27 protein-coding genes and 1 pseudogene are annotated in these 25,518 nt (G+C 60.3%); 4 read left to right on the top strand and 24 right to left on the bottom strand.

All coding sequences use genetic code 11. The features are described from left to right. The first annotated feature begins 9 nt into the window (after positions 1–9). Positions 10–279, top strand: coding sequence for a WGR domain-containing protein (locus AC1D06_RS28195; RefSeq protein WP_477989165.1), 270 nt, complete (start codon positions 10–12; stop codon positions 277–279). An 88-nt stretch (positions 280–367) separates the two neighbouring features. Here the strand turns inward: AC1D06_RS28195 and AC1D06_RS28190 are convergent, their stop codons facing one another. The 8 genes from AC1D06_RS28190 to AC1D06_RS28155 all read right to left on the bottom strand — a co-directional run bounded on the left by AC1D06_RS28190 (position 368) and on the right by AC1D06_RS28155 (position 9,721). Further along, positions 368–529, bottom strand: a complete 162-nt coding sequence (locus tag AC1D06_RS28190) for a hypothetical protein (RefSeq protein WP_477989141.1) — start codon at positions 527–529, stop codon at positions 368–370. A 348-nt stretch (positions 530–877) separates the two neighbouring features. Then, complete coding sequence (locus AC1D06_RS28185; protein ID WP_477989140.1) at positions 878–1,201, bottom strand: DUF736 domain-containing protein; 324 nt, start codon at positions 1,199–1,201, stop codon at positions 878–880. Between the two features lie 623 nt (positions 1,202–1,824). Beyond that, positions 1,825–2,223, bottom strand: a complete 399-nt coding sequence (locus tag AC1D06_RS28180; RefSeq protein ID WP_477989138.1) for a type II toxin-antitoxin system VapC family toxin — start codon at positions 2,221–2,223, stop codon at positions 1,825–1,827. Next, a complete protein-coding gene (locus AC1D06_RS28175) occupies positions 2,220–2,486 on the bottom strand; it encodes a type II toxin-antitoxin system Phd/YefM family antitoxin (RefSeq protein WP_477989136.1) in 267 nt (88 codons plus the stop codon). The genes AC1D06_RS28180 and AC1D06_RS28175 overlap by 4 nt, the downstream gene beginning before the upstream one ends. Before the next feature lie 112 nt (positions 2,487–2,598). Then, positions 2,599–2,859, bottom strand: coding sequence for a type II toxin-antitoxin system Phd/YefM family antitoxin (locus tag AC1D06_RS28170; protein WP_477989134.1), 261 nt, complete (start codon positions 2,857–2,859; stop codon positions 2,599–2,601). Positions 2,860–2,913: 54 nt separating this feature from the next. Further along, positions 2,914–3,855 (bottom strand): DUF2493 domain-containing protein, encoded by a 942-nt coding sequence (locus AC1D06_RS28165; protein ID WP_477989132.1) that lies wholly within the window; start codon positions 3,853–3,855, stop codon positions 2,914–2,916. Between the two features lie 368 nt (positions 3,856–4,223). Continuing rightward, on the bottom strand, positions 4,224–5,261 hold the full coding sequence (locus AC1D06_RS28160; protein WP_477989130.1) for a DUF7146 domain-containing protein: 1,038 nt from the start codon (positions 5,259–5,261) through the stop codon (positions 4,224–4,226). 5 nt (positions 5,262–5,266) lie between these two features. Then, on the bottom strand, positions 5,267–9,721 hold the full coding sequence (locus tag AC1D06_RS28155) for a strawberry notch-like NTP hydrolase domain-containing protein (protein ID WP_477989128.1): 4,455 nt from the start codon (positions 9,719–9,721) through the stop codon (positions 5,267–5,269). Positions 9,722–10,116: 395 nt separating this feature from the next. On the opposite strand from AC1D06_RS28155, the gene AC1D06_RS28150 reads away from it, so the two are divergent. Together AC1D06_RS28150 and AC1D06_RS28145 are read left to right on the top strand one after the other, a co-directional pair. Next, positions 10,117–11,307, top strand: coding sequence for a DUF1173 domain-containing protein (locus AC1D06_RS28150; protein ID WP_477989126.1), 1,191 nt, complete (start codon positions 10,117–10,119; stop codon positions 11,305–11,307). A gap of 80 nt (positions 11,308–11,387) precedes the next feature. Then, positions 11,388–11,594: a hypothetical protein gene (locus AC1D06_RS28145; RefSeq protein ID WP_477989124.1), complete on the top strand. Its 207-nt coding sequence runs from the start codon at positions 11,388–11,390 to the stop codon at positions 11,592–11,594. Positions 11,595–12,166: 572 nt separating this feature from the next. Here AC1D06_RS28145 and AC1D06_RS28140 read toward each other — a convergent pair. The 15 genes from AC1D06_RS28140 to AC1D06_RS28070 form a co-directional block, all read right to left on the bottom strand. Further along, positions 12,167–13,312 (bottom strand): nucleotidyl transferase AbiEii/AbiGii toxin family protein, encoded by a 1,146-nt coding sequence (locus AC1D06_RS28140; protein ID WP_477989123.1) that lies wholly within the window; start codon positions 13,310–13,312, stop codon positions 12,167–12,169. Further along, positions 13,293–14,033, bottom strand: coding sequence for a DUF6088 family protein (locus tag AC1D06_RS28135; RefSeq protein ID WP_477989122.1), 741 nt, complete (start codon positions 14,031–14,033; stop codon positions 13,293–13,295). Before AC1D06_RS28135 ends, AC1D06_RS28140 begins: the two co-directional genes overlap by 20 nt. A 406-nt stretch (positions 14,034–14,439) precedes the next feature. Then, on the bottom strand, positions 14,440–15,441 hold the full coding sequence (virB11, locus tag AC1D06_RS28130; protein WP_477989120.1) for a P-type DNA transfer ATPase VirB11: 1,002 nt from the start codon (positions 15,439–15,441) through the stop codon (positions 14,440–14,442). Between the two features lie 8 nt (positions 15,442–15,449). Then, complete coding sequence (virB10, locus tag AC1D06_RS28125) at positions 15,450–16,610, bottom strand: type IV secretion system protein VirB10 (RefSeq protein ID WP_477989117.1); 1,161 nt, start codon at positions 16,608–16,610, stop codon at positions 15,450–15,452. A gap of 9 nt (positions 16,611–16,619) precedes the next feature. Further along, the gene (virB9, locus tag AC1D06_RS28120; RefSeq protein ID WP_477989115.1) at positions 16,620–17,477 is read right to left on the bottom strand and encodes a P-type conjugative transfer protein VirB9; all 858 of its coding nucleotides are present in this window, start codon (positions 17,475–17,477) and stop codon (positions 16,620–16,622) included. Next, positions 17,474–18,145: a VirB8 family type IV secretion system protein gene (locus AC1D06_RS28115; RefSeq protein WP_477989113.1), complete on the bottom strand. Its 672-nt coding sequence runs from the start codon at positions 18,143–18,145 to the stop codon at positions 17,474–17,476. Before AC1D06_RS28115 ends, virB9 begins: the two co-directional genes overlap by 4 nt. Then, positions 18,142–18,426 carry a hypothetical protein gene (locus tag AC1D06_RS28110; protein ID WP_477989111.1) on the bottom strand — a complete coding sequence of 95 codons (285 nt, stop codon included), beginning with the start codon at positions 18,424–18,426 and terminating at the stop codon, positions 18,142–18,144. Before AC1D06_RS28110 ends, AC1D06_RS28115 begins: the two co-directional genes overlap by 4 nt. A gap of 34 nt (positions 18,427–18,460) precedes the next feature. Next, the gene (locus AC1D06_RS28105; protein WP_477989110.1) at positions 18,461–19,393 is read right to left on the bottom strand and encodes a TrbL/VirB6 family protein; all 933 of its coding nucleotides are present in this window, start codon (positions 19,391–19,393) and stop codon (positions 18,461–18,463) included. A 3-nt stretch (positions 19,394–19,396) separates the two neighbouring features. After that, complete coding sequence (locus AC1D06_RS28100) at positions 19,397–19,630, bottom strand: EexN family lipoprotein (protein ID WP_477989109.1); 234 nt, start codon at positions 19,628–19,630, stop codon at positions 19,397–19,399. Then, positions 19,627–20,325, bottom strand: coding sequence for a P-type DNA transfer protein VirB5 (gene virB5 / locus AC1D06_RS28095; RefSeq protein WP_477989108.1), 699 nt, complete (start codon positions 20,323–20,325; stop codon positions 19,627–19,629). The genes AC1D06_RS28100 and virB5 overlap by 4 nt, the downstream gene beginning before the upstream one ends. Next, a complete protein-coding gene (locus AC1D06_RS28090; RefSeq protein ID WP_477989106.1) occupies positions 20,325–22,691 on the bottom strand; it encodes a VirB4 family type IV secretion/conjugal transfer ATPase in 2,367 nt (788 codons plus the stop codon). Before AC1D06_RS28090 ends, virB5 begins: the two co-directional genes overlap by 1 nt. Further along, entirely contained in the window at positions 22,684–23,025 is a 342-nt protein-coding gene (locus AC1D06_RS28085; protein WP_477989104.1) for a VirB3 family type IV secretion system protein, read from the bottom strand. The genes AC1D06_RS28090 and AC1D06_RS28085 overlap by 8 nt, the downstream gene beginning before the upstream one ends. Before the next feature lie 4 nt (positions 23,026–23,029). Further along, the gene (locus AC1D06_RS28080) at positions 23,030–23,329 is read right to left on the bottom strand and encodes a TrbC/VirB2 family protein (RefSeq protein ID WP_477989102.1); all 300 of its coding nucleotides are present in this window, start codon (positions 23,327–23,329) and stop codon (positions 23,030–23,032) included. A gap of 5 nt (positions 23,330–23,334) precedes the next feature. Next, positions 23,335–23,997, bottom strand: coding sequence for a lytic transglycosylase domain-containing protein (locus AC1D06_RS28075; RefSeq protein ID WP_477989101.1), 663 nt, complete (start codon positions 23,995–23,997; stop codon positions 23,335–23,337). Between the two features lie 2 nt (positions 23,998–23,999). Beyond that, a complete protein-coding gene (locus AC1D06_RS28070) occupies positions 24,000–24,539 on the bottom strand; it encodes a hypothetical protein (RefSeq protein ID WP_477989099.1) in 540 nt (179 codons plus the stop codon). 97 nt (positions 24,540–24,636) lie between these two features. Here AC1D06_RS28070 and AC1D06_RS28065 point away from each other — a divergent pair, with 97 nt between their 5' ends. After that, a complete protein-coding gene (locus AC1D06_RS28065; protein ID WP_477989098.1) occupies positions 24,637–25,008 on the top strand; it encodes a MarR family transcriptional regulator in 372 nt (123 codons plus the stop codon). Positions 25,009–25,263: 255 nt separating this feature from the next. On the opposite strand, the pseudogene AC1D06_RS28060 reads toward AC1D06_RS28065, so the two are convergent. Then, a pseudogene (locus AC1D06_RS28060) lies at positions 25,264–25,518 on the bottom strand (DUF932 domain-containing protein); the annotation flags it as partial.

The raw sequence follows: 25,518 nt of genomic DNA, 5'->3' as shown, positions 1-25,518 counted from the left end.
TCTCGTCCCATGCTCGCTCAACCCTATCATCTCTATATCGAACGCGCCGACGCGGCAAAGAACATGGCGCGCTTCTATGCGCTTTCGATCGAGCCGACTCTGTTCGGCACACCTTGTCTGACACGCCGCTGGGGACGCATCGGCTCCAGGGGACAGTCGATGGTGCATCACTTTGATCGGGAAGAAGAGGCAGTGTCGATGTTTCTCGACCTGCTGCGAACGAAGCGAGCCAGGGGTTACAGAACTCGACCACACATGAAACTCCAAGGCCTCTCCTGATACCTCAGCCGGCGACCGAAGCAGCGCTTCAGGCTCGACCGGCGGTCGAGCCGGTGAGCCGAGCCCGCTCGGACGGCAAAAGCCGCCCTCAAAAGGGAGGCTCGGCATCGATCGTGCCCTCCTGCTCGGCTATTGCGACATTCAGTTCGGCTTGGGCAATCTCAAGCTCTACTTCGATCTGGTGACGTTCGGCCAGCTCGGCGTTGTTCAACTCGATCCGCAGTTCCTCGATATGCTGTTCCAGTGTCATCTTCGTCTCCTTGACGTTTGTGAAAGACGACGCCGGGGGTCGTGAGGATTGTGCCGGGTCAAGGATCGCGGCACGCGACCGGCGGAGCCGGCGAGTGGGGGAGCCGATTTTGTTGCAGCGGAGTGCAACGCAGCGGAGGCAAAATTGGGGGAACCGCTCGTCCTTGAGGCGGCGCGATCCTCATGACACACTTGGCGATCTGATCAGACAGGCTTTGGTCTCGTATGGCACCACAGCAGGAGTGCAAGCCGGCTCGATGCCCGCTTGCACTCCTCACATTTTCGGAACGAGCCGCACCCTGATTGGCGCGAAGCCGGCCCCGATCGCTCGGGGCCAACTGCTTGCTCTTCAGTTCGGGCTGTTCCAGAGGATCACCTTCTTGTTCGGATCGCCGCCCGGGGCTTGTGCCAGGTTGCCGAAGATCACGCCGATCTCGGGAGCCTCCAGCTTCACCGAGAGATATTCCTCGCCGGTCTGCCGGGCGGTGCGGTTCCAGCCGGCGCCGATCTCGAATCCCGTCTTGCGGTGGATGACGCGGTAGTCCGGGGCTTCCTCACTCGACTTGCTTGCGTTCGGGACGATGGCGATCGGGGCGTTGACCCGGATGGTGGCGAAGACGCCTTCGAGAGTGCCGTCGGTCTTTTCAGTGAGCGTTGCGATCGTGGTGGCCATGGTTCTGTCTCCTTCGGTTGTTCGGGACCATTCCCGATGGCGCACGAAGAGACGGCCGATCTGCTGCGGTCAGCTCGCTTGAAAATTTTGCAAAATTCTATTTTCCGCCAAGACCAAAAAACCGAAATCGAATTTTGCAAAAAATTTCGGGCGAGTCTTACCCCTTCAGGGGTTGGCCGCCAAAGCAGGCGGTCGTCTATATGAGCGACATAAAACGGGAATGGTTCGGGGCAACTGAAGGGCGCCACAAACCATCATTCCGCCCGGTCCAGCGCTAAGGGATATCGGCAGCACACCTTCTCAGCGCTTCGCCCCTATCCTGATCAGCGCCATGCACCGCCCGCCCCCAATTGCTTCAGGCGGATGAGCTTGCCCCTTCCGGATATCATCCCCTTGTCCGATCTTGAAGTCGATGCTGGCCAGTACACCGCTGTCTGCAGAATGCACGCCAATGGTCGGATGAAGCTGTTCTGCCAGGGCTCAGTGGCGGACCTTCCGCCAACCCGTTTGTCAGCGACGGGTCGTCCTCACCCTCGGTATCCGCCAGGCACGCCGCCATCGGCATACACGCGGCTCCGCGCGATCAAGGCCGGTTTCGTCAGCGGCACCAAGTCCGTCGGAGATCACAAGGCAGCAGGATCCGAGCAGGTCACGAAGGGGATGCCGTAGAGCGGGACATTCTGATCCTGCGAAACGAACTGCGCACCCTCCGCTACGGCCTGAGCCATGAGGAGATGATCGAAGGGATCGCGGTGATGAAGTGGAAGAGCAACGAGTGCGTGAAGATGCGCATCTGTGATATCTCGCCGATCGAATCCTTGATCCGGCAGGATCGCAAGAATCTCTTCTATATCGGCATCAAGTTTGCCGATCCGCTGCTTCACGGCGATTTCCCAAAGGGAGACAGCACTGACCAGGACGTCGTTCTCAGGATCGCCGATGAGGCGACGCGCATGGCTGCCCAGCTTCTCGTCGTCGTTCAGCCACCACAGCAACGCATGCGTGTCGAGCAGCAGCCTCACGTCCCGTCTTCCATGGACGCCAGAACATCCGCCGGCAGGCTGTCGAAGTCTTCAGCAATCTTGATCTTCCCCCGCAAGGCGCCAGGCTCGCGGACGACGACCTGTTGCGACGGTGGCCCGATTTCCGCAACAACCTTGTGATGGGACGTCAGGACAAACCTCTGTCCGTCCTCGACCTGCTTGAGGAAAGATGTCAGATTACCGCGAAACTCCCGGACGCCGACGCGGCGGGGAGTTGATGTCTGCTGCCGGGATTGAGGCATGGCTAGGCTCCGTTACAAAAGGAAATGTGTACACAATTTCCTAAGAATGCAAGTGCCGCCTCAGCGTAGGAACGATGGCGCCCGCGCTCCATGCGCTGGCACCGGCAGGAACTCACGGCCCATCGTCATACCCCTCGCCGCGCGCCAACCGGTCAATCTCCGCGGCAAAGAGTTCCTTATGCTCCTCCGGCATGTCGGAAACGCGATGGGCGCGACGAGGATCGCCGCCGCCGGGCATCTGCTTATAATGCTCATAGCTCATCAGCACGAAACGGGGTTTCTTGTGCTTGGTGAGGACGACTGGTTCGTGGCTGGCGGCGGTGAAAACGTCGCCAATCCGCTTGTTGAGATCGCCGGTCGTGAAGTGCCGCATCGTCTTGCTCCTTTAAAGATCTCCACGATATCCAGATTCGCACGAAAACGGCGCTCACGCGCCGCCTTCTCCAAAGCGCCAGACAGGGATACCGAAGCGACGGGCTTTGTCGGCGAGATTACCCGTGATGCCGGAACCGGGGAAGACGATAACACCGGCGGGCATCACCGACAGCATGTCGTCGTTGCGGCGGAAGGGTGCGGCCTTGGCATGCTTCGTCCAGTTCGGCTTGAAGGCGATCTGCGTCACCTTGCGGTTCTCCGCCCAGCATGACGCGATGCGTTCGGCGCCTTTCGGCGAGCCGCCATGCAACAGGATCATCTCGGGGAATTTCGTATGCGCGCGATCGAGCGCGTCCCAGATCGCCTCGTGATCGTTGTAGTCCGTGCCACCGCCGAAAGCGATTTTCGTTCCTGCCGGGATCAGTACCTCGGTTTCGGCATAGCGGCGGGCGGAGAGGAAGTCTTTGGAGTCGATCATCGCCGCGGTCATATTGGCATGGCTTACCTTGGAGCCCGCGCGCGGCCGCCAGGCTGATCCGATCTGTGCTTCGAAGAGGTCGGCGGCATAGTCGCGCATGAACTCGAAGGCATTGCGGCGCTCGAGAAGCGTGATGCCTTCGGCGATCAGGCGTTCGAGCTCGACGCTTTTGACTTCCGAACCGTCCTGTTCGCGCTGCCCAGTGCGTTGGCCGTCTTCGTTGCGCTGAAGTTCGCGCTGGATCCGCTCGCCGCCACGATGGAAGAGGTTGACCATCGACCACAGCAGGTCTTCGAGATCGGGCTCCAGCCGCGTGTCGCCGAGCATTTCGAACAGGGCGTCGAACATCGCGGTCAGCGCCGATTGAACGACCGGCTCTTCCGGCAGCGGCCTCGGATCCGGCTCGTCCTGGAAGGGGCGATGGCCGTGGATCTGCATCTCGTAGATGAAGCGGTCGGTCGGGGAAGAGGCGTGACGCGGTTCGAAAGTGTCGTCGATGGGGAGGGTAAGGTTCATGTTGGTCTCCGTCGGTTTGGGCCGCGCCTCTCGCGGCCTGACGGCGATCCCCGTTCAGGCGGTGGGCGGGCCGGAACCGCGAGCAAAGCGAAGCGGCCCAGCGCAGCGCCGGGCGGCTGAGGGAAGGTTTCTTGTCCCGCGAGGAGCGCCGGCTCGGCATTGGCCCGGCGAGTGCGAACCGCTCTCAACATCAGCCAATGCCAAGCCTGCGCGGGGAAGAAACCTGACCGATCCGCTGAAGGCCCGAACGCCGCATGGTAAGGGTCGCCTCTCGGCAGGCTGCAGGCGCGCGCTATCCGACCGGTGACAAGCGGGGACCGACCTTCCCCACATGCCGCCCCGCCCATCGCCCTTCGCTCCCAACCCGATCACGCATACAGAAAGGCCTGAGCATCTTCCGGCGCCAGTTGGGCTTTGAGGTTGGCGATGAGCCGGTCCGGGCCGAGCCGGCGCAGGTCCTCGTTGAAATCGCCGAGTTGAGAGGTGAGCACGAGCGGCAGGATGCCGAGCGATTGCGCCCGGCGGCTCAATCCCTCGATGCCGTGCCGGCCAGCAGCATCGGCATCGGCGGCAATGTAAAGGCGCTGGCACCCGATCGGCGGCCGGAAGGCGGCGAGGTGATTGGCGGTCAACGCCGAGACCATCGGCATGCCAAGCATCACGTGCGACAGCGACAATATGCTTTCGAGCCCCTCGCCGGCAGCCATGACCGGGACAGGGCCTTGGACGGGAAAGTGCAACCGGACGGCGTTACCAAGCAGCCTGCCCAGCGCGCGGCGGGGATCGTCCACCTTTGCCTTGCCGTCACCCTCCGGGTCGAGCCAAGTGCGATGCACGCCGGTGATCGCACCGGAGCGATCGGTCACGGCGGCAATCAACGCGGGATAGGTGCTGGTCCTGCCGCTTACGAGGTCGCGATAATAGCACGACGGGTGGAAGCGCAGAGCCGGGTGCAAAGACGCCCGCAGGATGCCACGCTGGCGCAAGTAGTTGTCGGCCAAGGTGCCAGGGAGCGGCTGCGTCATGCGGAATAGGCGGCGTGCGCGTTCTGCGGCCGGCCTGGCGACCGGCGGCTCGTCATAACCGTCGTCCCTGCGCGACGACATCGGTTCGGATTGAGGCAAGCTCAGAAATCGCCGCGCCTCATCGGCGACGTCGCGGAAATCGACAAGGCCGCGGGTTTCCCGCACGAGATCGAGCATATCGCCATATTCGCCCGTCGCGGCGTCCGTCCAATGTCCAACACGGGGACCCATGAGGTGGACATAGAGCGAGCGGCCCTTGATGTTGGCGACATCGCCAACAACCCAGTAGTTGCCGGCCCGATGGCCGGCAGAAAGGTAGTGCCGGCAGACCGCCTCGGCATCGCGTGCGAGACGGTTCGCAAGTTCGGAAGCGGACAGCATGGCTGTCACGCCCGGCCGGCGACATCGATGATGCGATGCTGTTCGATAAGGCGGGACAGGATCGCCGGCCCTTCATCCGTGGTCGGGATGAAGAACCTGACCTTCCAGGCGATCATTTCGGAGAACAGACCGATGGAGCGCAACCAGTCGCGCATCCCGTCGGTGAAGCCGGTGACTTCGATGCGATGATCGTTCATCACCCGCGCCCGCCGCAGCGTCATATTGCCGGCTAGGCCGATAACCGAAGAGCCTCCGAGCAGCGATTGCCAGATCTCGCCAGGGCTGACGACCTCGGTCCGGTCGGGCCCAAAATTCTGGCAAAGTCGCGTAAGTCCCTCCGGGGAGATCAGTCGTCCCACGACACGCTCACCCTCGTCGGTCTGAAGACGATAGACCCGGCAATAGTCCTGCGGCAGCAGTTTCCAGATCGGCAGCAAAAGGCCGGAGACCACATGCATGGTCGATACTGAGAATTCGGGGAGACTGGCGACCTCGGCCTCCCAGGCGACGGAAAAGCTCTGCTCGTCCGCTTCCTCCCAGTTCGTCTCTGCAAGCTGACGAACCTCGAAACGGATTTCGTCCATCGGCCGGATGAGCGCCAGACGCGGCTGCACAGAGCCGTCATCGAGCATCACTGAGCGCGTTGGAACCTGAACCGCCGGGCGGCCGGACTTGCCATTGATCATCAGCTTCGCTTGGCGATCATGCGCTGCAAGTTTCAGGGCGTCGGCAAGCAGCATCGGCTTATTGCGATCCATGCGTTCGATCGTCAGAAGATGCGACTGCGCGCCGGTGGCCGGATGAGTGTAGACCAGTCGCCGGTCTTTCACTGTCATACGATCTGCCGTCAGTGTCTCCAAGCCTTTGTCATAGACACCGGCCGAAATTGCGCCCTCGATCCGGGCAGCTAGCAATTGTTCGAAAGCATCGAACAGTAGGTTCTGCATCACGATCGTCAGCGCCAACATCCGATTGAGGAAGGTATGGATCGGTGGCAGCTCATCCTTGAGGCCTCCCTCCTCCGCCGTCAGCGACAGGCCGGTGATCGTCTCGAATGTGTCGAGCGAGCAACCCTCAATGCCACCGCGGTGGATGCGCTTGTAGAACTGCCGCAGCGCGTCGCGGGCATATTGAGATTCGAGATTGTCCTCCGAGCGGAACATGCCCTGCCCGCCGGTCTGGCGCTGCCCGCGGGTGATGGCGCCGAGCGGGTCGAGACGACGGGCGATGGTCGACAGGAATCGCCGTTCCGCCTTGACGTTGGTGGCAATCATGCGGAAGCGCGGCGGCTGCGCCTGGTTGGTGCGATGGCTGCGCCCGAGACCCTGGATCGCCACGTCCGCCCGCCAGCCGGCCTCCAGGAGGTTATGCAGACGCAGGCGTTGGTTCTTGGCGCCGGTGTCGGCATGGTAGGAGCGTCCAGTGCCGCCGGCTTCGGAGAAGATCAGGATCGGTTTCTCGCCATCCATGAAAGCGCGGGTCTCGTCGAGATTGGCACTGCCCGGCCGGCTCTCGACGGCAAAGCGGTCGATCGTGCCGCCACCGTCGAGGCGGACGATGCGGCGTGTACGGCCGGTGATTTCGGCGACGCGATCCGTACCGAAATGCTGGACGATCTGGTCGAGCGCGGTCGGGATCGCCGGCAGGCTGCCGAGCCGTTCGAGCAACGCGTCCCGACGGACGACCGCTTCCCGGCACAGAACAGGGTTGCCATCGGCATCATAAACCGGCCGTGACAGCAGATTACCTTCGGCGTCGGAATATTCCTCGAACAGTTGGGTCGGGAAGGAATGGATGAGATATTCGGCGACGATCTCGCGCGGGGTGACATCGACCTGGATATCGCCCCAGTCTTCGGTCGGGATTTCCGCGAGCCGGCGTTCTGTGAGGGACTGACCGGTCGAAATGATCTGGATGATCGCCGCATGGCCCTCCTCCACATCGGCGTTGATCGTACCGATCAGCGCCGGCGTCTTCATCGAAGTCAGCAGGTGGTTGAAAAACCGCTGCTTTGAGCTCTCGAAGGCGGAGCGGGCGGCGGCCTTGGCGTTTTTGTTGAGCGTACCCTTGTTGCCGGCCTCACCGGTCGCACCGGTTATGCCAGTGGCTTCGAGGGCCGCGTCAAGATTGTTGTGAATGACCTGGAAGGCCTCGGCATAGGAATCGTAGATCCGAACCTGTTCATCGGTCAGTTGATGTTCGAGGATGTCATATTCGACGCCCTCGAAGGACAGCGAGCGCGAGGCGTAGAGGCCCATGGCCTTCAGATCACGGGCGAGCACTTCCATCGTCGCCACCCCGCCATCCTCGATCGCCGCGAAGAACTCCGAGCGGGTTGAGAACGGAAAATCGGCGCCGCCCCAGAGACCGAGGCGTTCAGCATAGGCGAGAGATTCCACCTCCGATGCGCCTGTGGCAGAAACGTAGACGACGCGGGCGTCGGGAAGAGCGCGTTGCAGGCGAAGACCGGCACGGCCTTGCTGAGAGGCGGCCTTGTCGCCGCGGTCGGACCTGCCACCGGCGGCATTGGCCATGGCATGGCCTTCATCGAAGATCACGACGCCGTCAAAGGCGTCGCCGAGCCAATCGACGATCTGCTGGACGCGCGATCGCTTTCCTTCGCGCTCGTCGGTGCGCAATGTGGCAAAGGTGACGAACAGGATGCCTTCATCGAGCTTAATCGGCCGGCCCTGACGGAACCGTGACAGCGGTGTCACCAGAAGCTTTTCCTGGCCGAGCGCGCTCCAGTCGCGTTGCGCATCCTCGATCAGGGTCTCGGACTTCGAGATCCACAGATGGCGGCGCCGGCCTTTTAGCCAGTTATCGAGAATGATGCCGGCAGCCTGGCGGCCTTTGCCGGCACCCGTGCCGTCGCCCAGAAACCAGCCGCGACGAAAGCGGACAGCGCCCTCCGTTTCGGGGGTCACAGCCCTCAGATTGTCGAAACTGGCATCGACGGACCAGTGGCCGGCAAGATAGCCCGAATGGGCCTCACCGGCATAGATCACGCTCTCGAGCTGGGCGTCGGAGAGATCGCCGCCGGTGACGAGGCGCTTCGGCAGATGCGGCCGATATGTCGGCTTGGGTGGCGCGACCGACGCCATGGCGACGGATTCGACCAGCTTGTCCGGGTGAGGTTTCGCATCCGGGATGTGGATCGCCTGTAGCTGGTAAGGTTCGTAGATCCCGTCGGCGACATCGGCGCGGGAGTTCGACGTTCCGTCACGCAGTCCGTAGACGAGCTCGACGACCTCATCGTTGATCGGACCTGGCAGCGGAGACACTGGACGTGGCGCGCGAGGGGCGGGCGAAGGACGGGTTACTGGAGCCGCGACCGCTGAGGGGTGCATGATGTTGGCGGCTTTGCGCGCAGCCATTTTTGCCGCCCAGGCGCGCAGGATATCGTTGGAAAGCGCGCCGAGGGAGTTCGGCGCGGGCGAAGGCGAGCGGGGCGGCAGGCCCGAGATCCAGGAAAGCAATGTTTCCAGTTCGGAAGCGAGGCCGTGCGAGGCAATGAGGTGTGCCGGATCGGCAGCGGCAATCTTGTCGATCACCGTCAGGCGGGTTTCCATTGTCGTGCCGTGCCGTGCATAGATAGAACCGTCGATCGCGGCGCTGAACAGAACCGTGCCACGCTCCTGCAGGCGGACAAAAGCGTCGCGCCATTTGGGATTGTCGGGGGAAAGGCTGGAGCCGGTAATCGCCACCAGCCGGCCGCCTGGGACCAACCGTGCGAAGGCGGAAGAGAGATGACGCCATGTGGCGTCGGCCAAGCGGCCCTCGACATGAACGCCAGCGGAAAACGGCGGGTTCATCAGCACAGCAGTCGGGCGAACCGAGCAGTCGAGATAGTCGTCGATATGGGCAGCGTCATGTTGCGTGACCGGCGATCCCGCAAACAACGGCTCCAGAAGCGCGTGGCGGACCGCCGTATACTCGTTGAGCGCCAGGCGTGCATGCGCGAGTTCGGCGAAGACCGCCATCAGGCCCGTCCCCGCGGACGGTTCGAGCACCATGTCGCCGGCCATGATGCCAGCCGCGCGAGCCGCGACAAAGGCCAGCGGCATCGGCGTGGAAAACTGCTGCAGCTGCTGGCTCTCCTCGGAGCGTCGCGTGTGGGTCGGGATCAGGCCTGCGACCCGGATGAGCATGGCAAGCGCGGCCTGCGGCGCGCTCGCGTGCGCCGAAATCGCCGCGCCGAACTTGCGCAGAAAGAGCACCTGTGCGACCTCGGTTGCCTCATAAGCATCTTTCCACGCCCAAAAGCCCTCGGCATCCGAGCCACCGAAAACCTCGGTCATGACGGTCTTGAGATCGGTTGTGCCGATGGATCGGCCGTGCTCGAGCAACGGAAGAAGCGCGTTGCCAACGCCAAGAATTGCGGTTGGAGGGCTCACGCGGTTCGCGGCAACGAGAGGCGTAGCGGCCGCATTCGCAGCCACCGAAGAGATGACGTTCATGGGAAATCCCGTCGAGAGCGAGAAAAGACCGGCCTCGCCGAGCGCTCTCTAAGCCCCGCCTGGCCGACCCTTCCCGACCCTTCTCTCCCTCCTCCACAGCGCCGCGCCCTACCTCAGAGAACGGGGCAGCCGTCGGTGCGCGCGTGAACTGAAACCATCAAGCTTTCAGATTCCGCCGCGCAAACTTCTAATCAACAGCGTGGTGACTTCTAATTATCAGGCTTCACAGTTCCAATTTTCAGAGAACCAGCCGCAATACAATTGCCGTAAGGCGATAGGACAAAGCTCTTCAAGACCCTGAAAATCCCTGAAGGGAACTGTGATTTTACTGACTAATTTATGATAGTAAAATACGCGTTCACCGTGTAACCTCCATGAGGAACGGGAGAACCAAGGTGCGGAAATTCGCTATAGGTGATCGGGTGTTCGAGGAATCGTCGACTGATTTGCGGGCTTTCCTTGCACAAGCCTACGAGCAAAGACTACGCCCGCTGTGCATGTGCAAGGAGCCGGCGGCACCGATGTACATCGCGCGGGTCGAAGACCAGTATTTCATCAAGCGGATGCCACTATCGGGACGTGATCACGATCTTACCTGCCCCTCGTATGAACCTCCCTACGAGCTTTCCGGCCTTGGCTCATTGATCGGCAAGGCGATCCAGATTGATTCCAGCGGCAGGGCCGACCTGAAGCTGGACTTTTCGCTGACGAAGCGGGGGCCCCGTACCGCGCCGAGGGCGCAGACAGAGCCCGCTGAACACGGCATCCGCAATGAGCCACGAAAACTGTCGCTGCGGGCGATGCTGCATTATCTGTGGGAGGCGGGTGAACTCACGGAATGGCGTTCGACCTGGGCGGGTCGCCGCGGCTGGGGCCGGGTGCGAGCAAGCCTGCTGAACGCGGCCGCACAGATGACCGCAAGAGGCGCTACCTTGGGCGAAATGCTCTTCGCGCCGGAAGTGTTTCATCCCGAGGACAAGGAGGGGATCGCCACCCGGCGTGCAGCAGCACTCAAGGGCCTACAAGCCACCGGCTCGGGTCCGCGCAAGCTGATGCTGATCGTGGCCGAAATCAAGGAGTTCTCAGCCGCACGTGAGGGACAAAGGATTGTCGTGCGGCACATGCCGTTTCCGCTGATGATAGAGGAGGGTGCATGGCGGAGGCTCATCGCCCGCTACGAAACCGAGCTGGAGCTGTGGCGGTCGAACGAGGCCTTCCACCTCATCGTCATCGCGACCTTTGGCATCTCCGCCGCCGGTATCGCAGCGGTCGAAGAGGTCGCCCTCATGGTGGTCAATGAACACTGGCTGCCGTTCGAGGACGTGCACGAACTGCGGCTTCTGGAAAAGCTGAGCCAGCTCAAGCGAAAGAGTGTCAAGGGCTTGCGTTTCAATCTGCCTCGCGATGCACCTATCGTGTCGGTGACACTGCCGGAACAGAAGCCGTCGCCAGTTGCGATGTTCATCGTGCCGGCGAGCGCCGGAGACGACTACGAGCACGCACTCAGGGATATGATCGAAGCGAGACCCGAAATCGCACCCTGGGTCTGGCGGGTCGCAGAAGGCGAAATCCCTAGACTGCCTTGATATGGCAGGAGCTGTTGACAGAGTGAGCCGAATAAGGACACCTGCGACAGAGAAAACGACCACCTTTCAATTGGAACAGCATGAAGCCTGAAAAGAAGCCTTTCATTGTCGAAATCAAAAATCGGCGCCGCCTGCCCCGGCAAGAGCACTCGATTTGGGGAAAAATCGACCTGAAAGCCGCTGGCAACCAAGTCGCCGGGCAGGTCAGCGATGACAGTGAAACAGCGTTGCCCGTGCGACATTCTGAGGCTCCGGCGCAGCCGAAGACCACCGATATCAGCGCCTGATCGCGTTATAGACCAGTTGCGGAACTACGCTGCAATTCAGAACTGAAGTTTGACCCCTTTCGGTGTCCAATATTCACCCTGGTCTATGCGACCCAACACTTTGTTTGCTCCGTTTAATTTTGACATGCACCAGGGGCAATGTTCGGCGCGTATGATGGGGTCAAACGCCACGCCGAAACGCAACTCGTAAAGAAATCACGCTTTTTCAGTGACTTCGATCGATTACCATTGTTGGAAAAAGGACTGCGCTATAATGTTTTTGCGAAAAGATTATAGCGCGACTTTTCTGCCGTCGCCGAGGCCGCTATAATCTTTTTCACGGGCGCGGACGTGATCGATGTCTTGATTTTGGTTTGGTCGCGGTCGACGCCGGCGAGGCGGCATTGGCACACGCTGAGTTTTCAATCGATCGCCTGAAATATCTCCGAGGCTTCGGCGTGATCGCCCGACTAGACGTTTAGGCCCAGCGTATGGCGGCGACCGGGATGAGACGAATCTCATCTTGATTGTCGCCTCGCGCAGACCCGGCGCGATCGCCTCGTCGACATCCGGATCGACCCTGTTGCCATGGGTCAAGAGGAAGAATCAAGCGAAGGCGGGCTGCCGTCGGCGTGGATCGCTGCGTGCGATCCTGTGTTGAGGTGAAGCTCGAGGGCCTCGATGCTGGCCATCACGTCGGCGAAGGCCGGCGGCGTGCCGAAGATCATGACCGACATCCGTTCGTAGTCAGCAGCGAGTTTCGCACGCATCTCGCCGGTCGGGACAAGACGATAGCTGCCCGGCACGGCGCGATCATATCGGTGATCAGGCGCTCGGAACATCAACGCCTTATGCTGACGGCATGCCTCCGCGAGATCGCGCATCGACGCAGTGGCGACGCCATAATCGGGGTGGGTCCAAATCTGATGGACGTCGTAGTAATGTCGGGAATAGCGATTGAGATCAGGCACCGGACGCTCCGGTCTTGCATCCTCACGCCGCTTCTCCGTCATTTCCGTCATCGCATGCAGGATGAGCACCTTCTCCCAGAAGGTCCGCTCCGGTTTCACCGTGATCACATTTCGAACGGACAGGTCGAGTTCGTCCGGCATGTCCGATGCGATAAAGGGGACGACATCACGCAGCTCGGCCGGCTCTGGATCGGGCCGCGCGCCTGCTTCAATGCGGACTGCGGCCTGGACATAGGTACCCTCGGTGTCGAAGTCACTTTTGTAGCCGACCACCAGGATGTCGAGGGCTTCCTTGTTGCGATAGTTGTCGAAGCCGAATTCGAGCGAGAAATGCCCTGGCCGCGCGGCCGCTTCCTCGACCGCCACGATCTCCTTCGCAAGCAATTCTTTGAGCGGTCCTGAAATGTATTGGCGCGCGGCCTCGTCGACCTTCTCTGCGAGCGCCCGCTGCTGCTGGTTCACAGACGGCAGGGCGGCGATGTCGGCTTCGAGCGGGACATGGAGATCGGCTTTGTAGATGCCGATGTCGATATCCTCCGAAAACCTGCTGATCAATCCATAGGCCTTGCTGAGGCTGGTGCCGCCTTTGAAATAAAGCCCGACGGGATCGTTCGGCCGCCGGTTGAAGAGAAAGTCGAGCACCCAGCAAACATAGAGATCCTTCTCGACGTTCTGCGCCTGGGTGTTCAGATGCGCCGCGGCGGCTTCAAAGATCGCCCGCCGCTCGTCGACACTTGCCCGAAGGACATCAATGAACGTCTGCTGCATTCTCGTCCTTCGCGGGATTGCTCTTTGACCCAGCTTCGCTTCCGTTCTCCGCAAGGTTTCGCGTGATAGCTTCGATCAAGGGGTACATCCATGCAGGGATCGCATGAATGTTGTCGCGCAGGTCTTGTGCGACCATCTGACGGTTTGGATCGCGCGACAGATGCCGGACGATGCCATTGACTGCCGCGTCGAGGGCCGATCGGTCATCGCGAAACCAGCTCAGCGCCTGGATCACGCGCATGGCCGGCCGGCCGGCCCAGAACGCCGTCTTCGCGGAGATGCGCTTGAAGTCGAGCTTGTAGATGACGGGCTTCGTCGCCTTCGGATCGCCGGCGCTCGCCTCGATTTCGATCGTCCTCGGATAGGTGTCTGCATGAATCGTCGACCGTGCCGGAACCGCCGTCGTCAGACCAAGGTCGTTCGCGGCGGTCATGCCGTCGACCAGTACGCGCAGCTTATCACGGCGGGCGATCGCGTCGATGAAGGAGGAACGCGGCGGAAAGACAAGCTTTCCAGTCAGCTTGCTGGTGCCGGGTTTGTCGTAGAGGCCGCGATAGGGCCGGCGGATGTCACCCCGCAGGGTCAGCCTCTGCAACGCCTTCTCGACGGCGTTCGGCGTCCCGATATCGAGAAAGTCAGCGCGCGACCACACGCCGGCCGGCGCAGTCTGGGCGATCCGGTCGTGAATGCGGTCGAGCGTATGTGATGTCGGGTCGGGCATGCGAACTCCGGTTTCGTCCAGAGATTATATATAAAAATTGGTCAGTAGCAATCGGGCTTTCAGTCTACTGACCAGTGTTTCTATTCAAATTTTGGTCAGTGCCTCTCTTCCCTTGCGGTAAGCCGGAACAAGAACTGTTCTATCAGAAAGTCGAGGATGCCCTCGACGGGGTTCGGACGACGAGGGACGTGTCACCAACCTTGTTCGCCGCGGTCTTGAATTGGCCGCAGCCGATGACAGCTGTCTTTCCATGAGACGGGCGTGCCTTAGGATTGCATAAGCCCCCAGATTGTCCGCTGATGCCGCATAAGCCTCGATCAATCAGCGTTCGCGTAACGCCGCTCCATACATCCCGACGCCGAGCACGTTCCGGCTAATTTAAAGTCAAAGCGCGTCCAATCTTAATTCAGCCGCCTCGCTGCGGCTCAAAATAGATTTCGGTCACCCGAAACCGCCCATCGACCCGCTTGCATTGAACGATGATGTCGATCGACGCTTTCAGCAGGCTGCGAATATCCTCGCGTTCAAGGTCGCGCCCACCCTCGGACTCCTTGACGAGCAAAGTCAGCTGCTCGAAGGCAAGCCTGGCTGAATCGGCATGTACGGTCGTGATCGATCCCGGGTGACCCGAGTTGACGTTGCGAATGTAATAGAAGGCTGTGCCGTCGCGCAATTCCTGCAGCAGAATGCGATCCGGCCGCATGCGCAGGCAGGATTCCAGGAGTTCCTTCGCGCCAGCTTTTGACATCCCCTGCCCTCCCTTCGAGTAGAAGAGGCGGACGTGATTGGGCTGGGGTATGACGAGCTCCGGAGTGTCCTCGATGGATATGATGCGCTCTTCTTCCGGAATATGCCGGATCAACGCTTTCGAGAGCGTCGTCTTGCCCGATCCCGTTGCGCCCGAGATGATGATGTTTTTCCGTGCTATCACGGCCTGGCGCAGAAAGTCCTTGTAGCCTCCGGCCTGGCACAGAGCCGCCAGCCTCTGATCCTGGGCGCTCTCCCCTTCCCCAGCAGTGATCACCTCGGCAAACAAACCGCCGTCTTCGAGATCATCGAGGGTCAGTGTCACCGACGATGGCTTGCGGATGGTGATGCTCACCGTCCCTTTGGTCGTGGCGGGTGGAATGACCATCTGGATACGCTCGTCACCGGGCAGCGTCGCCGACAGGATCGGCCGGGTTTCGTCGATGGACTGGTTGGAAAAGCTGGCCACGGCCCGGGCAAGGCGCATCAACTTGTCGAAGGTGAGCTCCGGCAGGTCATGGGTCCGCCAACCGCCAGCACCTTCAGTGAGCACCTGCCCAGGCCGATTCACGATCACTTCATAAAGCGTTCGGTCCTCCAAAAACAGTGCAAATGGCGACAGAAGTTCGCGGACCACCCTGGCGTCGACGCCCTCGCTCATGTCCCGCCCTATTTCGTGATGAGCGTCGAACGGGGGCTGAAGTCCCCAAGCACCGCCCTGTCGAGGATCTTGTTCCTCGGCTCCGTCACCCGAAGGCTATAGACGCCGGAGAAATCGAGATCGCGCGCCACGAAAATCGAGACGAGCTCGCCCTGGTGCTTGAGAAGCGTGGGCGGGATATTGATCGACTGCTCGACGGCGATCGCCGCTGCTTGCTGGCCGGCACTCGTGGTATTCTGAGCGTTGACATTGCTGTCCTGCATCTGGCTGTTGGCAAAACTCGTCGCATCGCCGACGATCGACAGCAGGATCGCACTGCCAAAACGCTCCCACCAGTGGGTATCGACATAGCCGTCGACCCCTGCCCGACCCAGCGCGTCGGTGGCGGGAGACGCCAGCGTGACGATCACACCGGTCGGTGTTTTTGCCCGGTTCCACAGCACGAACAATCGTTTCTGACCGCGCTGCAGGCCGCCGCGATATTCGCCGACGACCTGGGTGCCCTTTTCCATCAGCACGACACGGCCGTTGTCGGAGAGGACATCCCTATTGATGACGCAACTGGTAAAACCGGGCTGATCCGACGACAGCGCCGTCTCCAGCACGCATGGGATCGACGTACCCATGGCGACGACAAAATCGCGGTTGCCTAGCGTTCCGGCGCGCGAGCCTTCGAGCTGTGTTGGTCGCAGCAGGCCGTTGAACCTCTGTTCGTCGGTGTTGGCTTGGGAGTTGGTACTGTTCAGCGGCAGATAATTCGAGTTCGATGGGGTGACCGACGGATCATTGTCCCGGCGCGCCGTTGCCGTCTTTTGTCCGTTATAGGCCATCACCGGCGCACGGCGCGCCGCATCAAGCAGAGGATCCTCGGCCTTGACCTTTTCCGGGACGACGGGTGTCGGCAGCTTCACTTCTGGTAGTGCCCTGGCAGGTTCGACCTTTTCCTTGGCGGGTTCGAAGTCACTCGTTTGTCGGATGACGACCTTTTCAGGTGAAGCATTCTCGACAGGCCTTTTCTCGCCGCTCATAGACCACAGCGCAAAGCCGACAAAGGCGATCACCGCCAGGGCGACGGCGCCGCGCCTTAGCATCGGATTGTTGTCGATCCTCCTGCCGGTAGCCGTCTCAGCCCGCTCACCCGGTATGCGGTTCTCGTCCTGCTCTGACATCGCAATCTCCTATTGAACCGCAGTGGGATTGGTCTTGTCGACCCGCTCGACCGATGGCGAGGTCGTGTTGGTGTCGGGATTGATCCCGACCCGGTCATAAGCCTCGTTGAAGACGCAAAGCACATCCCCTCCCCTGCGCAGAATGAACTTGCGGCTGATCGCGTGGACCAGCACAAGATTGCCGTCCGTAGATTTTGGCACCAGGCTCTCGCTGCCGTCGGAGTTCTCGATGTAGATCGCCGGCATTTCCTGGTTGCCGATGAAGGCGAAGGTCGTGACCTTGCCATTGTCGTAGACCGCTTGTGGCTCAAGCGCCTGCGAGCCCTGGGCCGAGTAGCGCCAGTTCCGTGGTCCGTAGGCTTCATGGAGCGCCAGAACGTCGTCGGCCTTCTTCGCTTGCGTTGCGAGTGCCTTGGCGGCAGCGTCCTGGCGCCGACGTTCGGCCTCGTCACCGGGATAGCGGAACTTGACGTAGAAATAAGTATTCTGGCCGGCAGAGACAGAGCCGTCGCGCACGGTCAATTCCATTTGGTAGCTTCGCGTCGATCCGTCCCGGCGGGTGGTTACGACCGAGATATTGGTCACCGGCTGGTTTTCTCGCGGTTTGAGGAAGAGGATATTGCCCGCCGGCGCGACTTCCCATGCCACGCTGTTGCCGAGCGCCACATGCGCGACCTCTTCGTCAGCGGCAAATTCGACCTGGACGGAGGAGCGCAATGAGCCGACGATGCGGGTGATGTCATAGGGCTGGTAGTTGACGAAGCGGACCCGGCTGTCCTGCGTGGCGCCGCGCGGAATCTCCAGCGCGGGCAGCGTCGATGGCAAGCAGGCGGCCAGCAAGGTGAATATGATCAGGGTTCGATTCAATTGATTGCCTCCGGATCGGCCCGATAGTCGCTGACGGCGAAACCAAGAGGGTTCACCAATCGGTCGGTCGACGACATCGGCGCGTTCACATAGGAAAAGGTGAGCGTCGCCACCCAGTGGGTTGTGCGGACATCGTCGCCGCGGGTGACCGTCCGCATGTATCGGACGGAGACGACTTTCGGATTGATCAGCGAGATCGAGGCAATGTTGATACGTGATGTCGCGTTGCGCCCATAGGTGTTTTGCGGCGATTCTGGATTGCTGCCGCGGTAGACAGCGGCAAAGCGAGTTTGCTCCGGCTGGGTCGACAGAAGCGCAATCGTCCGGAAATTTTCTTCGGCCTCGCTCCAGATATAGCCTTCCCGGGCGCGGACATATTTTGCAGCAAAATATTTGGTCACAGCCTCATCATAGGAACCTGCCGTCGATGTCAGGGCGGAGACGACATCGACAATGCCAGTCGAATTGTCGACCCGCACCACGAAGGGTTCCACCGTCTTCAGCGGCGTCAGCCCGGCAATGGCGAAGATCGACACACCGGCAAGGAGACTGGCGACGATGGCGATTGTCCAGGCGATGCGTGCCGAGCGCTCCACCTGGATCATGCGGTCCTGATCGAAACGCCGCGCCTTGTCGAAATAGCTTTTGAGACTGTCGGATGTGATCATCCCGCGCTCCTCTGGCAACGACGATAGGAGCCGGCAATATCGAATTGGGCGAATGCGGGTGAGTCTTGTTCCTCCTGAGCATAGGAGGATGTCAGATGGCCTGGCGACGTCGGTGACGCGTCCGCGCGCTGCTGTTTCAGATTGCTTTTGTCTTCCCATTGCCACATCGAGCGATTGAGCGGCCTGCGGGAATAGCCATCGCATTTCGGGAGCGGATAGGTGAGCGAAGCGCAGCCGCTCAATATGGCTGCCATGCATAGCAACGAAACCGTTCTGATCATGAGAACCTTCTTTTCTCGGGTGCGAAAGGGGCCCTTAACCGGCGCCTCTCGATCTGAATGTCTGCCCGACGGCGCGAATGCCGCGACCGGCGGCCCGGAAACCGTGAGAGGCAGCCCAGGAAAGCGTACTCTCGTGGGCGTCACGCGCCGCACCATAGCCATAGGTCAATGTCGCGCCGCCGGCGGCAAGCGCCGAGGCGATGCCGGGCAGTTGGTAGAAGACATAGAGGGCAGCCAGGCAGATCGCGCAGAGCGCCGTCGGCCGCATCAAGACGTCGCTATACCCCTGGATCTGGGTAAAGGTCGTATCGATCGATGTGATCAGCAACGAACCCACCGCAACGACCAGAACCTGGAGGATGACGAAATTCGCCAGCTGGCCGATCCAGGCTTCGGTGAAGCGCCGGGTCGATTGGAACATGGCAAGCGCCACGAAGATCGGGCCGATGGCAAGGACGATCGCCAGAGCCAGCCGTGCATAGAGAGAGACGATATAGCCGATGGAAGCGACGATGAAGCTGGCGCCGATCACCATCATTCCACCGACACCGGTGACGATATCAATGGGGAATGAGGCACGGGACCATATGTCCGTAGCGGCGGCTTGGCCTTTATCCAGCAGGCTATCGAAGGTCGAGGCACTCGGCGCTGAGCCGGAATTCAAAGCCTGGGCAATCTCCTGCGGCAGGGTGTTGAAGAAAATATTGGTGACATAGGTCTGGTACTCGCTGGCATTCTTGACCAGCATGACGATGATGGCGAGCTTCATCGCCCGAAAGGCAAAGTCGAGGATCGGCTCCTGAACCGACCCACGGAGGACGAGGTAGCCGTAGAGAATGACGTAAAGGGTTACGGCAGCCGTCAACGGTCCGGTGACCCAGCCGGCAATATTCGACGTTCCGGAGGAGATGAAGGTTTCAAGAGGCGTCTTGAACTGACCGTCGACGAAGCTGAAGACCTGATACATCACTCAGCCCCCAAGCGATTGTCGCATTTGCTCGAGGCGAAGTTTGCCGTCGGCCGCTTCGGCGTTCCGGCAATTGGCAGTGTTTCTAAGTTCGCCAGGATTGTTGCGGCATTGCTGGACCAGCTCTGAGAGACGATTCCTGTCCGCCACGAGTTCGTCGACCGTATAAGAACGCTCGGTTTGCTCTGAGCACGCCGCAAGCGCGAGAAGAGCAAGATAGAATGCAAGCCGCCTCATTGCAGGGCAGCCTTCATAGCATCCATGCGCTGTCGCCAATCCTCAGCCTTGCGTTGCTCGTCGACCTGCACCTGTGCCTGCTGCACCATCTTGAGCCCCTCCATCCTTAGGACATCGTTCTGCAGGAAGGCGGTTTCGGCCTGGAGACGCGCTTGCAAGTCGGCGACATCCTTGGCGTCACTCGATGTGGAGATCTTCTGGCGCAACTGATCGATGCCCGCGATACGCTTGGTGGCCGTGTCATAGATCTGCTGCCCGAGGCTCATCTGGCCGGCGTTCTGGTTCTGGATACGGGAGAGCTCCTGCGCATAGAAATCGTCGGCACTGGTCCGATAGGTCGAGTTTTGTTGCAAAAACGTTGAGGCCGAGTCGCCGAATGTGTCTGTGCTTCCGCCTTTGAGCAGGGTTTCGATCGCGGCAAAATCCGGCGGCAGCGCGTTGCGGACATTCGGGTCGTTGAGCACGCTTGCGACATCGGCCATGTTGGTCAGCTTGTTCAACGATCCATAAAGCTGCTGCGCCTGCTCAAGTTGCTGGTTCAAGGCATCGAGCTGCGCCTTGAGTTGCACGATGCTTTCGATCTGCTTGGCAATCGAAGTCTGGTCGATCACGGGAATTCCCTGCCCCACAGCTCCGCCGGCAGACAGGATCAGCACTGCGGCGAATGCCGCGCCCCGAAGTCGATATCTTGCCATCAGCTCGCACTCCTTCTTTGCTGGAAAATCGGCAGCCAGTCATCTCGCCTGTCGCCGACCTCGGCTCGGATCGTATCGGCCAGTTCCACGTTCGCGGTTCGGCCCGAGAGGATGGCGAGTTCGTCGTCAAAGCCGTTCAGGTTCAGCTCGGCCACGACACTGTTGTGACCCTGCTTGACGATGAAGCGGCGGCTCTCCACGGAGAGCTCGCGGGAAATCAGTTCGAACTCCCTGTCCGTGAGCTTGAAGCCATCGACATAGTCGGCGCGATCACCGCGCGGGTTCGGCATAAAAACCTGCGTCGGGCATTGTTCGATGATCGTATGCGCGATCGGCGAGACGATGGCATCGCGCGGACTCTGCGTTGCAAACAGCATCAGACCATTCTGCTTGCGGATGGTTTTGAGCTTGTTCTGCGCTAGATCGCGAAAACCGTCGTCCTGAAGCGCTTTCCAGAATTCGTCGATGACGATGATGATCCGGCGGCCGTCGATCAATTGCTCGACGCGATAGAAGAGATAGGCCATCAATGGTGTGCGGATTTCCTCGTTGTCGAGGAAATCGGTCATGTCGTAGCCAACGAACTTGGCGCCGATGCCGATATCGTCAACCTCATTGTCGAAGACCCAGCCAAGCGGCCCTCCCCGCTCCCATCGGCGCAATCGCCCGGCAATGCCTTCAGGGTCAGTGTTATTGAGGAAGGTTCTGAGTGCCCCGATGGTGCGTTGTGCAACGGGAAGGTCGGCGAGGCCGTCGATTGCGGAGGCGATGTCGCGCAGCTCGGTGACCGAGAGTTCGCGACTTGCGGAGCCAACGAGCTTGCCGACCCAACGGGCAAAGAAAACCTTGTTTTCGGGCGTAAGCTCAAGCGCCTTCAACGGCGCGCAGCCGGTGGGCTCACCGTTCCTCAGCGGCAGGTAGGTGCCGCCGGCGGCGCGCACGAAAAGATCGGCGCCGCGGTCTTTGTCGAAGAACACCATGTGAGGATCGTGCTTTTCGAGCTGCGACAGCATGAAATTCAAAAACACGGTCTTGCCGGCGCCCGAGGGACCGCAGACGAAGGTGTTGCCGAGATCGCCGAAGTGGAAGTTGAAGTAGAACGGCGACCCTGACGCGGTCTTCAGGAGAGCAACGGCCGGTCCCCATTCATTGCCGTCCTTCTGTCCGATCGGATAGGAATGGAAGGGCGAGAGTGCGGCAAAATTCTTCGATGTGATGGCACCCGACCGTGCTCGGTAGCGCAGATTGCCGGGCAGTTGCGCCCACCAGGCGGCTTCAAGGCCGAGATCCTCACGCGCGACGACGGCGCCTCCGCTGGTGAGATGGGCTCGCGCTTTGGCAAGATCGTCCGTCAGCGTCTTAAGAGAGCGGGCGAACACAGAAAGGGTCATATGGTGCTCGCCGAGCACGAACCGGTTGGACTCCAGATCATCCATCGCATCATTCAGTTCATCGATCTGCGAGGCGGCCTTGTCACCGCTGCTGACCAGCTGGTTCTGCTTTCGACCCATGATGATCCGAGCGTCAGCTTTCGCGGCGAAGACGAAGGATTGGGTGAGGATGAGTTCGAACGGGCAGGTCAGCACGCTGTCCAGCATGCCGCTCCTTGTTCGTGCCGGATATTCTTTGAAACTGAGTATACCGGCATAGCGACTTTCGGCCTCATGACGGATTTCGACCGTCTCGCGGCCGATGATTACGCGATCGGTGTAGATTGCTGACGCTATACGCCCTTCGGTCAGCGGCACCGGCTCACGGCGGCCACCGACGATCTGGTGCAGAATTTCGCTGAGCTCGGAGTACAGCAAACCATCGTGCTCGTAGAGCTTGAGCACACGCGGCCGGAACCGCTTTAGTCCCGCGGTCACGTCGGTGACCTTGTCGCGAAGATGTTTCAAACCTTCTTCGTCGATCTCTCTGCCGGCGCGTCGAGCTCTCCCCAGTCGCGCCAGAAGTTGCGCTGCCTTCTCGGCGGGATCGCGACTCGGAGACCAAAGGATCGAAAGGTAGAGGTCGTTGCGGAACAGATCTTCGCCGACCATGCGGTCACGGTATTTTGCGTTGAGCGTTGCAGAAAACGGCATGGCGAATGTTCCGTCGGGATAGCTGCTATCCCTGCGGCGGATCAGATGGGTCCATATCGCGAGCCGTTCATCGGCGATGTTGCGGTAGAGCGTATTAAGGTCGCGATGGAGCGCATTCAGGTCGAGAACATCGGCCGTCTCGAACGACACACCTTCGATCGAAATCATCACCAACAGTGCCCGGGAGTCGAGCGCGACTGTGGAATCGTCAACGTGGCGCGTATAGGGAATAAACGTCTCCGCGCCGAGTTCGCGGGACCTCAGTATTGCGACGTCAGGCATAGCCGAGATCCCTTTCGTCGTAGCGACGGGCCAATTTCATCGGCGAGAGCGAGGCTCCACCCCAATAAGCGCTGTTGCGCGAACGCCCTCTCGTTTCCACCCACGCAAGCAGGATGCGAAACATGTTGTGGTCGTGCTTGATCAACGCCCGGAACACCAAGTGGAAGACGATGCCCACCGAAACGTAGGCGATCGAGCCGGCGACGATGTAGAGGATCGTCGTGAGCATGATGTTTACGCCCATGGCCTCCATGGTCACGCCGGCGATCATTGCCGGCCGGGTACAGGCAAGGAAGAGCGTGTCCTCTTCGAGGGTCGTCGAGGGATTGGCCATAGCGTTAGCTCCCGACGATCGTATTCACCAGTTCGGTGGCGCCGAAGATGCCTCCAATGCCAATGATCCAGAAACCCGCCCGTCTCAGATCCATGTAGCCGAACATCCAGGCGATGCAGATGATGATCACGGCGATCACTGCCAGCAGTTTGGCGATGTTGCCCGTCAGCATCGTGACGATGTTCTGCAGCACGGATTCGATGCCTGCCGACTGTGCGAAAGCGGGTTCGACCATGCCGACGACGATGACAGCTGCCATGGCAAACGACGCCGCCAAGGGGCGGATTTGGGCCTTGGAAATCATTCAGTTTACTCCGATCGATTGTTTTGGAAGATGAGGAGGGAAGATCGTCGCCCGGCGTTGAACACATCCCAAGACGGGGCGTTCACGGTTTGGCTGGCTTGCGGTTCCGCCTCAAGCTTGGGCGTGCTGTCGCTTTCGTCGGCCTCGATGGTGTCGACCTGCTCGTCGGCACCCTGATTGATGGTCAGCGTCGCAAGCGTCGTTGAGAAGCTTTGGACCTGCTGTTCAACCTTGCGATCATAGTCGGCCATGGCCGTGGTGGTTGGATCGACGCGCCCGTAGTAGGACTGCAGCATCACCCGTGCTGCCTGATCTGCATCGGCTCCCGCCCGGACGGCCAACCGATAGTAGCCGTCCAACAATTGCGCCGTGGCTTGCAAGTTGAGGCACGGATCGAAGGCCTCGGCGATCGAGAGTTTCAGTTTGCCGAGCTCGCCGGATCTTATGCCGCCGAGACCGATCAGAACGTCCTGGCCGCCGGCGATGAGCGCGCTTGCCGTGGCAATTGCCTCGGCCTTCGTCGTTGGCTCCTTCGACATCAACTTTCGCGCGCCGATGCGAATGGAATAAGGCTGAAAGCGGCTTTCAAGGCTGACGACGCCGGCCAGCGTTTCGACCGCGATGGCCGGGGCGCAAGTCTGCGCGAGATCGACGAAGGTGATGGGCATGATCAGTACCAAACCCGCTGCTTGCCAACGCCGTCGATCGTCACATCGATATAGTGAGGCTGCGCTCGCACATTCGGCTGCGTGGTCACGTTGGCCATGCACTCCCACCGGCCATTCTGGCGCTGCCAGCTCGCCGAGATCACGCCGCCATTATTTGAGAGGTAATTGTCATGGCTATAGGTGCAAAGAGCATCGTCCACCTTCCGCGGCGAGGTCGAAACGCACGATGCCGTTTCGCCTCGGGTTCCATAGCTGCCGACGAGCCTAAAACCTGTGTCGCAATAGTATGGTTCATATCCCGGCTCGGACGTGCGAAAACCGACCCCACTGCATGTCGGGAAAGAATGTCCCTCAGCCAACTCGCTCCATAGGCTCTGGATCGGCGGCTCACATGCTGCATATTGAGTGGGCCCTCCAGGATTGGATATGCAGAGGATAACCTGGCATCCCCAATCATCGGCGCGCGCATAACTCGCAGAAATAAGATAGTATGGCAAAATGCTCGAAACGACGAACAATGCTCTTGATAGAAGGTCTCTCATGAATACCACCCTCCGTGTCTGCGATCGGCCATGGCGCCCGTGTCAGGAAGCGAGGTCGACCGGAAATTTAACTGACCTATATAAGACAGTTAAATAGATGACAAGAGCACTCAAGACACAATTGCACAATGTCGCCTTTTCGGCGTTCATCCTGCATGAGATTTTGGAAAACCCGCTGCCAGACGAAACGCCTCAGTCGCGGCTAAAGCAGATCGGACTGATGAGCGTTCTCTACATGATGCACCAGGCACATCAGCCTCTAACACTCTCAAATATTATAGAAATTACCGAATTGACGAGAGGCGGCATCAAGGAGTCGATTGAACCTCTCATTCAACGTGGAGTGTTAACGGAGACAATGGGAAGGAACGTCATGGGCCGTGGCAACGCCCGCCAGTTCAAGATCTCAGAGGACATTCTAAACAGGCTGAATGCCTTCGACACCGGCAATGAAACAGAATCTAAGTAGCAATTTTTCGACAGTGAAATTATGGCAAGGCAGCGAATCAGCGCTGCCTGGAACATGACTTCGAGGATACCCTCGTCCCGGCCAGCGCGCCTTGCGGCGGCAGGTGTATGCCCTCCCAGCGCAGGCCATAGTCTTCGAGCCGTTGGCGAGGTGCTAAACGTGCAAATTTTCGCCAGTTAAATGAGAATTCATCAGCCAATGTCGCCGGCGATCTCGGCCAGCGACACTGGTATTGCTGCATCATTGGAACGCCAATCAGTTTGCGCTTTCGAGCAGCTTCTTGGCCTTGCCTTCCAGATCGAGACGGGTGTCCTGGTTCGTCTTGTCGCGCGCAAGCGCCGTAATCCCTTGGACGAAATCAAAAATCGATTCCGGCGGATGGCCTTCCTCAGAGAGCACACTCTCGATGATCTTGCCGGTGTCGCCTTTCGAGAAGCCGCGCCGGCGGAGGAACGTCTGGCGGTCCTCGTCGTTGCGGGCAACGACCCGTTCTCGCGCGGCCCGAATACC

Source organism: Rhizobium sp. P2_G2 (assembly GCF_056403555.1).
The sequence above is the reverse complement of the archived record's forward strand: the minus strand, read 5'-3'. Positions and strand labels throughout refer to the sequence as shown.

Coding starts and splice junctions, on each gene's coding strand:
- AC1D06_RS28195 (WP_477989165.1), top strand. CDS start 10: ATGCTCGCTCAACCCTATCATCTCTATATCGAACGCGCCGACGCGGCA.
- AC1D06_RS28190 (WP_477989141.1), bottom strand. CDS start 529: ATGACACTGGAACAGCATATCGAGGAACTGCGGATCGAGTTGAACAAC.
- AC1D06_RS28185 (WP_477989140.1), bottom strand. CDS start 1,201: ATGGCCACCACGATCGCAACGCTCACTGAAAAGACCGACGGCACTCTC.
- AC1D06_RS28175 (WP_477989136.1), bottom strand. CDS start 2,486: ATGCCTCAATCCCGGCAGCAGACATCAACTCCCCGCCGCGTCGGCGTC.
- AC1D06_RS28170 (WP_477989134.1), bottom strand. CDS start 2,859: ATGCGGCACTTCACGACCGGCGATCTCAACAAGCGGATTGGCGACGTT.
- AC1D06_RS28165 (WP_477989132.1), bottom strand. CDS start 3,855: ATGAACCTTACCCTCCCCATCGACGACACTTTCGAACCGCGTCACGCC.
- AC1D06_RS28160 (WP_477989130.1), bottom strand. CDS start 5,261: ATGCTGTCCGCTTCCGAACTTGCGAACCGTCTCGCACGCGATGCCGAG.
- AC1D06_RS28155 (WP_477989128.1), bottom strand. CDS start 9,721: ATGAACGTCATCTCTTCGGTGGCTGCGAATGCGGCCGCTACGCCTCTC.
- AC1D06_RS28145 (WP_477989124.1), top strand. CDS start 11,388: ATGAAGCCTGAAAAGAAGCCTTTCATTGTCGAAATCAAAAATCGGCGC.
- AC1D06_RS28140 (WP_477989123.1), bottom strand. CDS start 13,312: ATGCAGCAGACGTTCATTGATGTCCTTCGGGCAAGTGTCGACGAGCGG.
- AC1D06_RS28135 (WP_477989122.1), bottom strand. CDS start 14,033: ATGCCCGACCCGACATCACATACGCTCGACCGCATTCACGACCGGATC.
- virB11 (WP_477989120.1), bottom strand. CDS start 15,441: ATGAGCGAGGGCGTCGACGCCAGGGTGGTCCGCGAACTTCTGTCGCCA.
- virB10 (WP_477989117.1), bottom strand. CDS start 16,610: ATGTCAGAGCAGGACGAGAACCGCATACCGGGTGAGCGGGCTGAGACG.
- AC1D06_RS28115 (WP_477989113.1), bottom strand. CDS start 18,145: ATGATCACATCCGACAGTCTCAAAAGCTATTTCGACAAGGCGCGGCGT.
- AC1D06_RS28110 (WP_477989111.1), bottom strand. CDS start 18,426: ATGATCAGAACGGTTTCGTTGCTATGCATGGCAGCCATATTGAGCGGC.
- AC1D06_RS28105 (WP_477989110.1), bottom strand. CDS start 19,393: ATGTATCAGGTCTTCAGCTTCGTCGACGGTCAGTTCAAGACGCCTCTT.
- AC1D06_RS28100 (WP_477989109.1), bottom strand. CDS start 19,630: ATGAGGCGGCTTGCATTCTATCTTGCTCTTCTCGCGCTTGCGGCGTGC.
- virB5 (WP_477989108.1), bottom strand. CDS start 20,325: ATGGCAAGATATCGACTTCGGGGCGCGGCATTCGCCGCAGTGCTGATC.
- AC1D06_RS28090 (WP_477989106.1), bottom strand. CDS start 22,691: ATGCCTGACGTCGCAATACTGAGGTCCCGCGAACTCGGCGCGGAGACG.
- AC1D06_RS28085 (WP_477989104.1), bottom strand. CDS start 23,025: ATGGCCAATCCCTCGACGACCCTCGAAGAGGACACGCTCTTCCTTGCC.
- AC1D06_RS28080 (WP_477989102.1), bottom strand. CDS start 23,329: ATGATTTCCAAGGCCCAAATCCGCCCCTTGGCGGCGTCGTTTGCCATG.
- AC1D06_RS28075 (WP_477989101.1), bottom strand. CDS start 23,997: ATGCCCATCACCTTCGTCGATCTCGCGCAGACTTGCGCCCCGGCCATC.
- AC1D06_RS28070 (WP_477989099.1), bottom strand. CDS start 24,539: ATGAGAGACCTTCTATCAAGAGCATTGTTCGTCGTTTCGAGCATTTTG.
- AC1D06_RS28065 (WP_477989098.1), top strand. CDS start 24,637: ATGACAAGAGCACTCAAGACACAATTGCACAATGTCGCCTTTTCGGCG.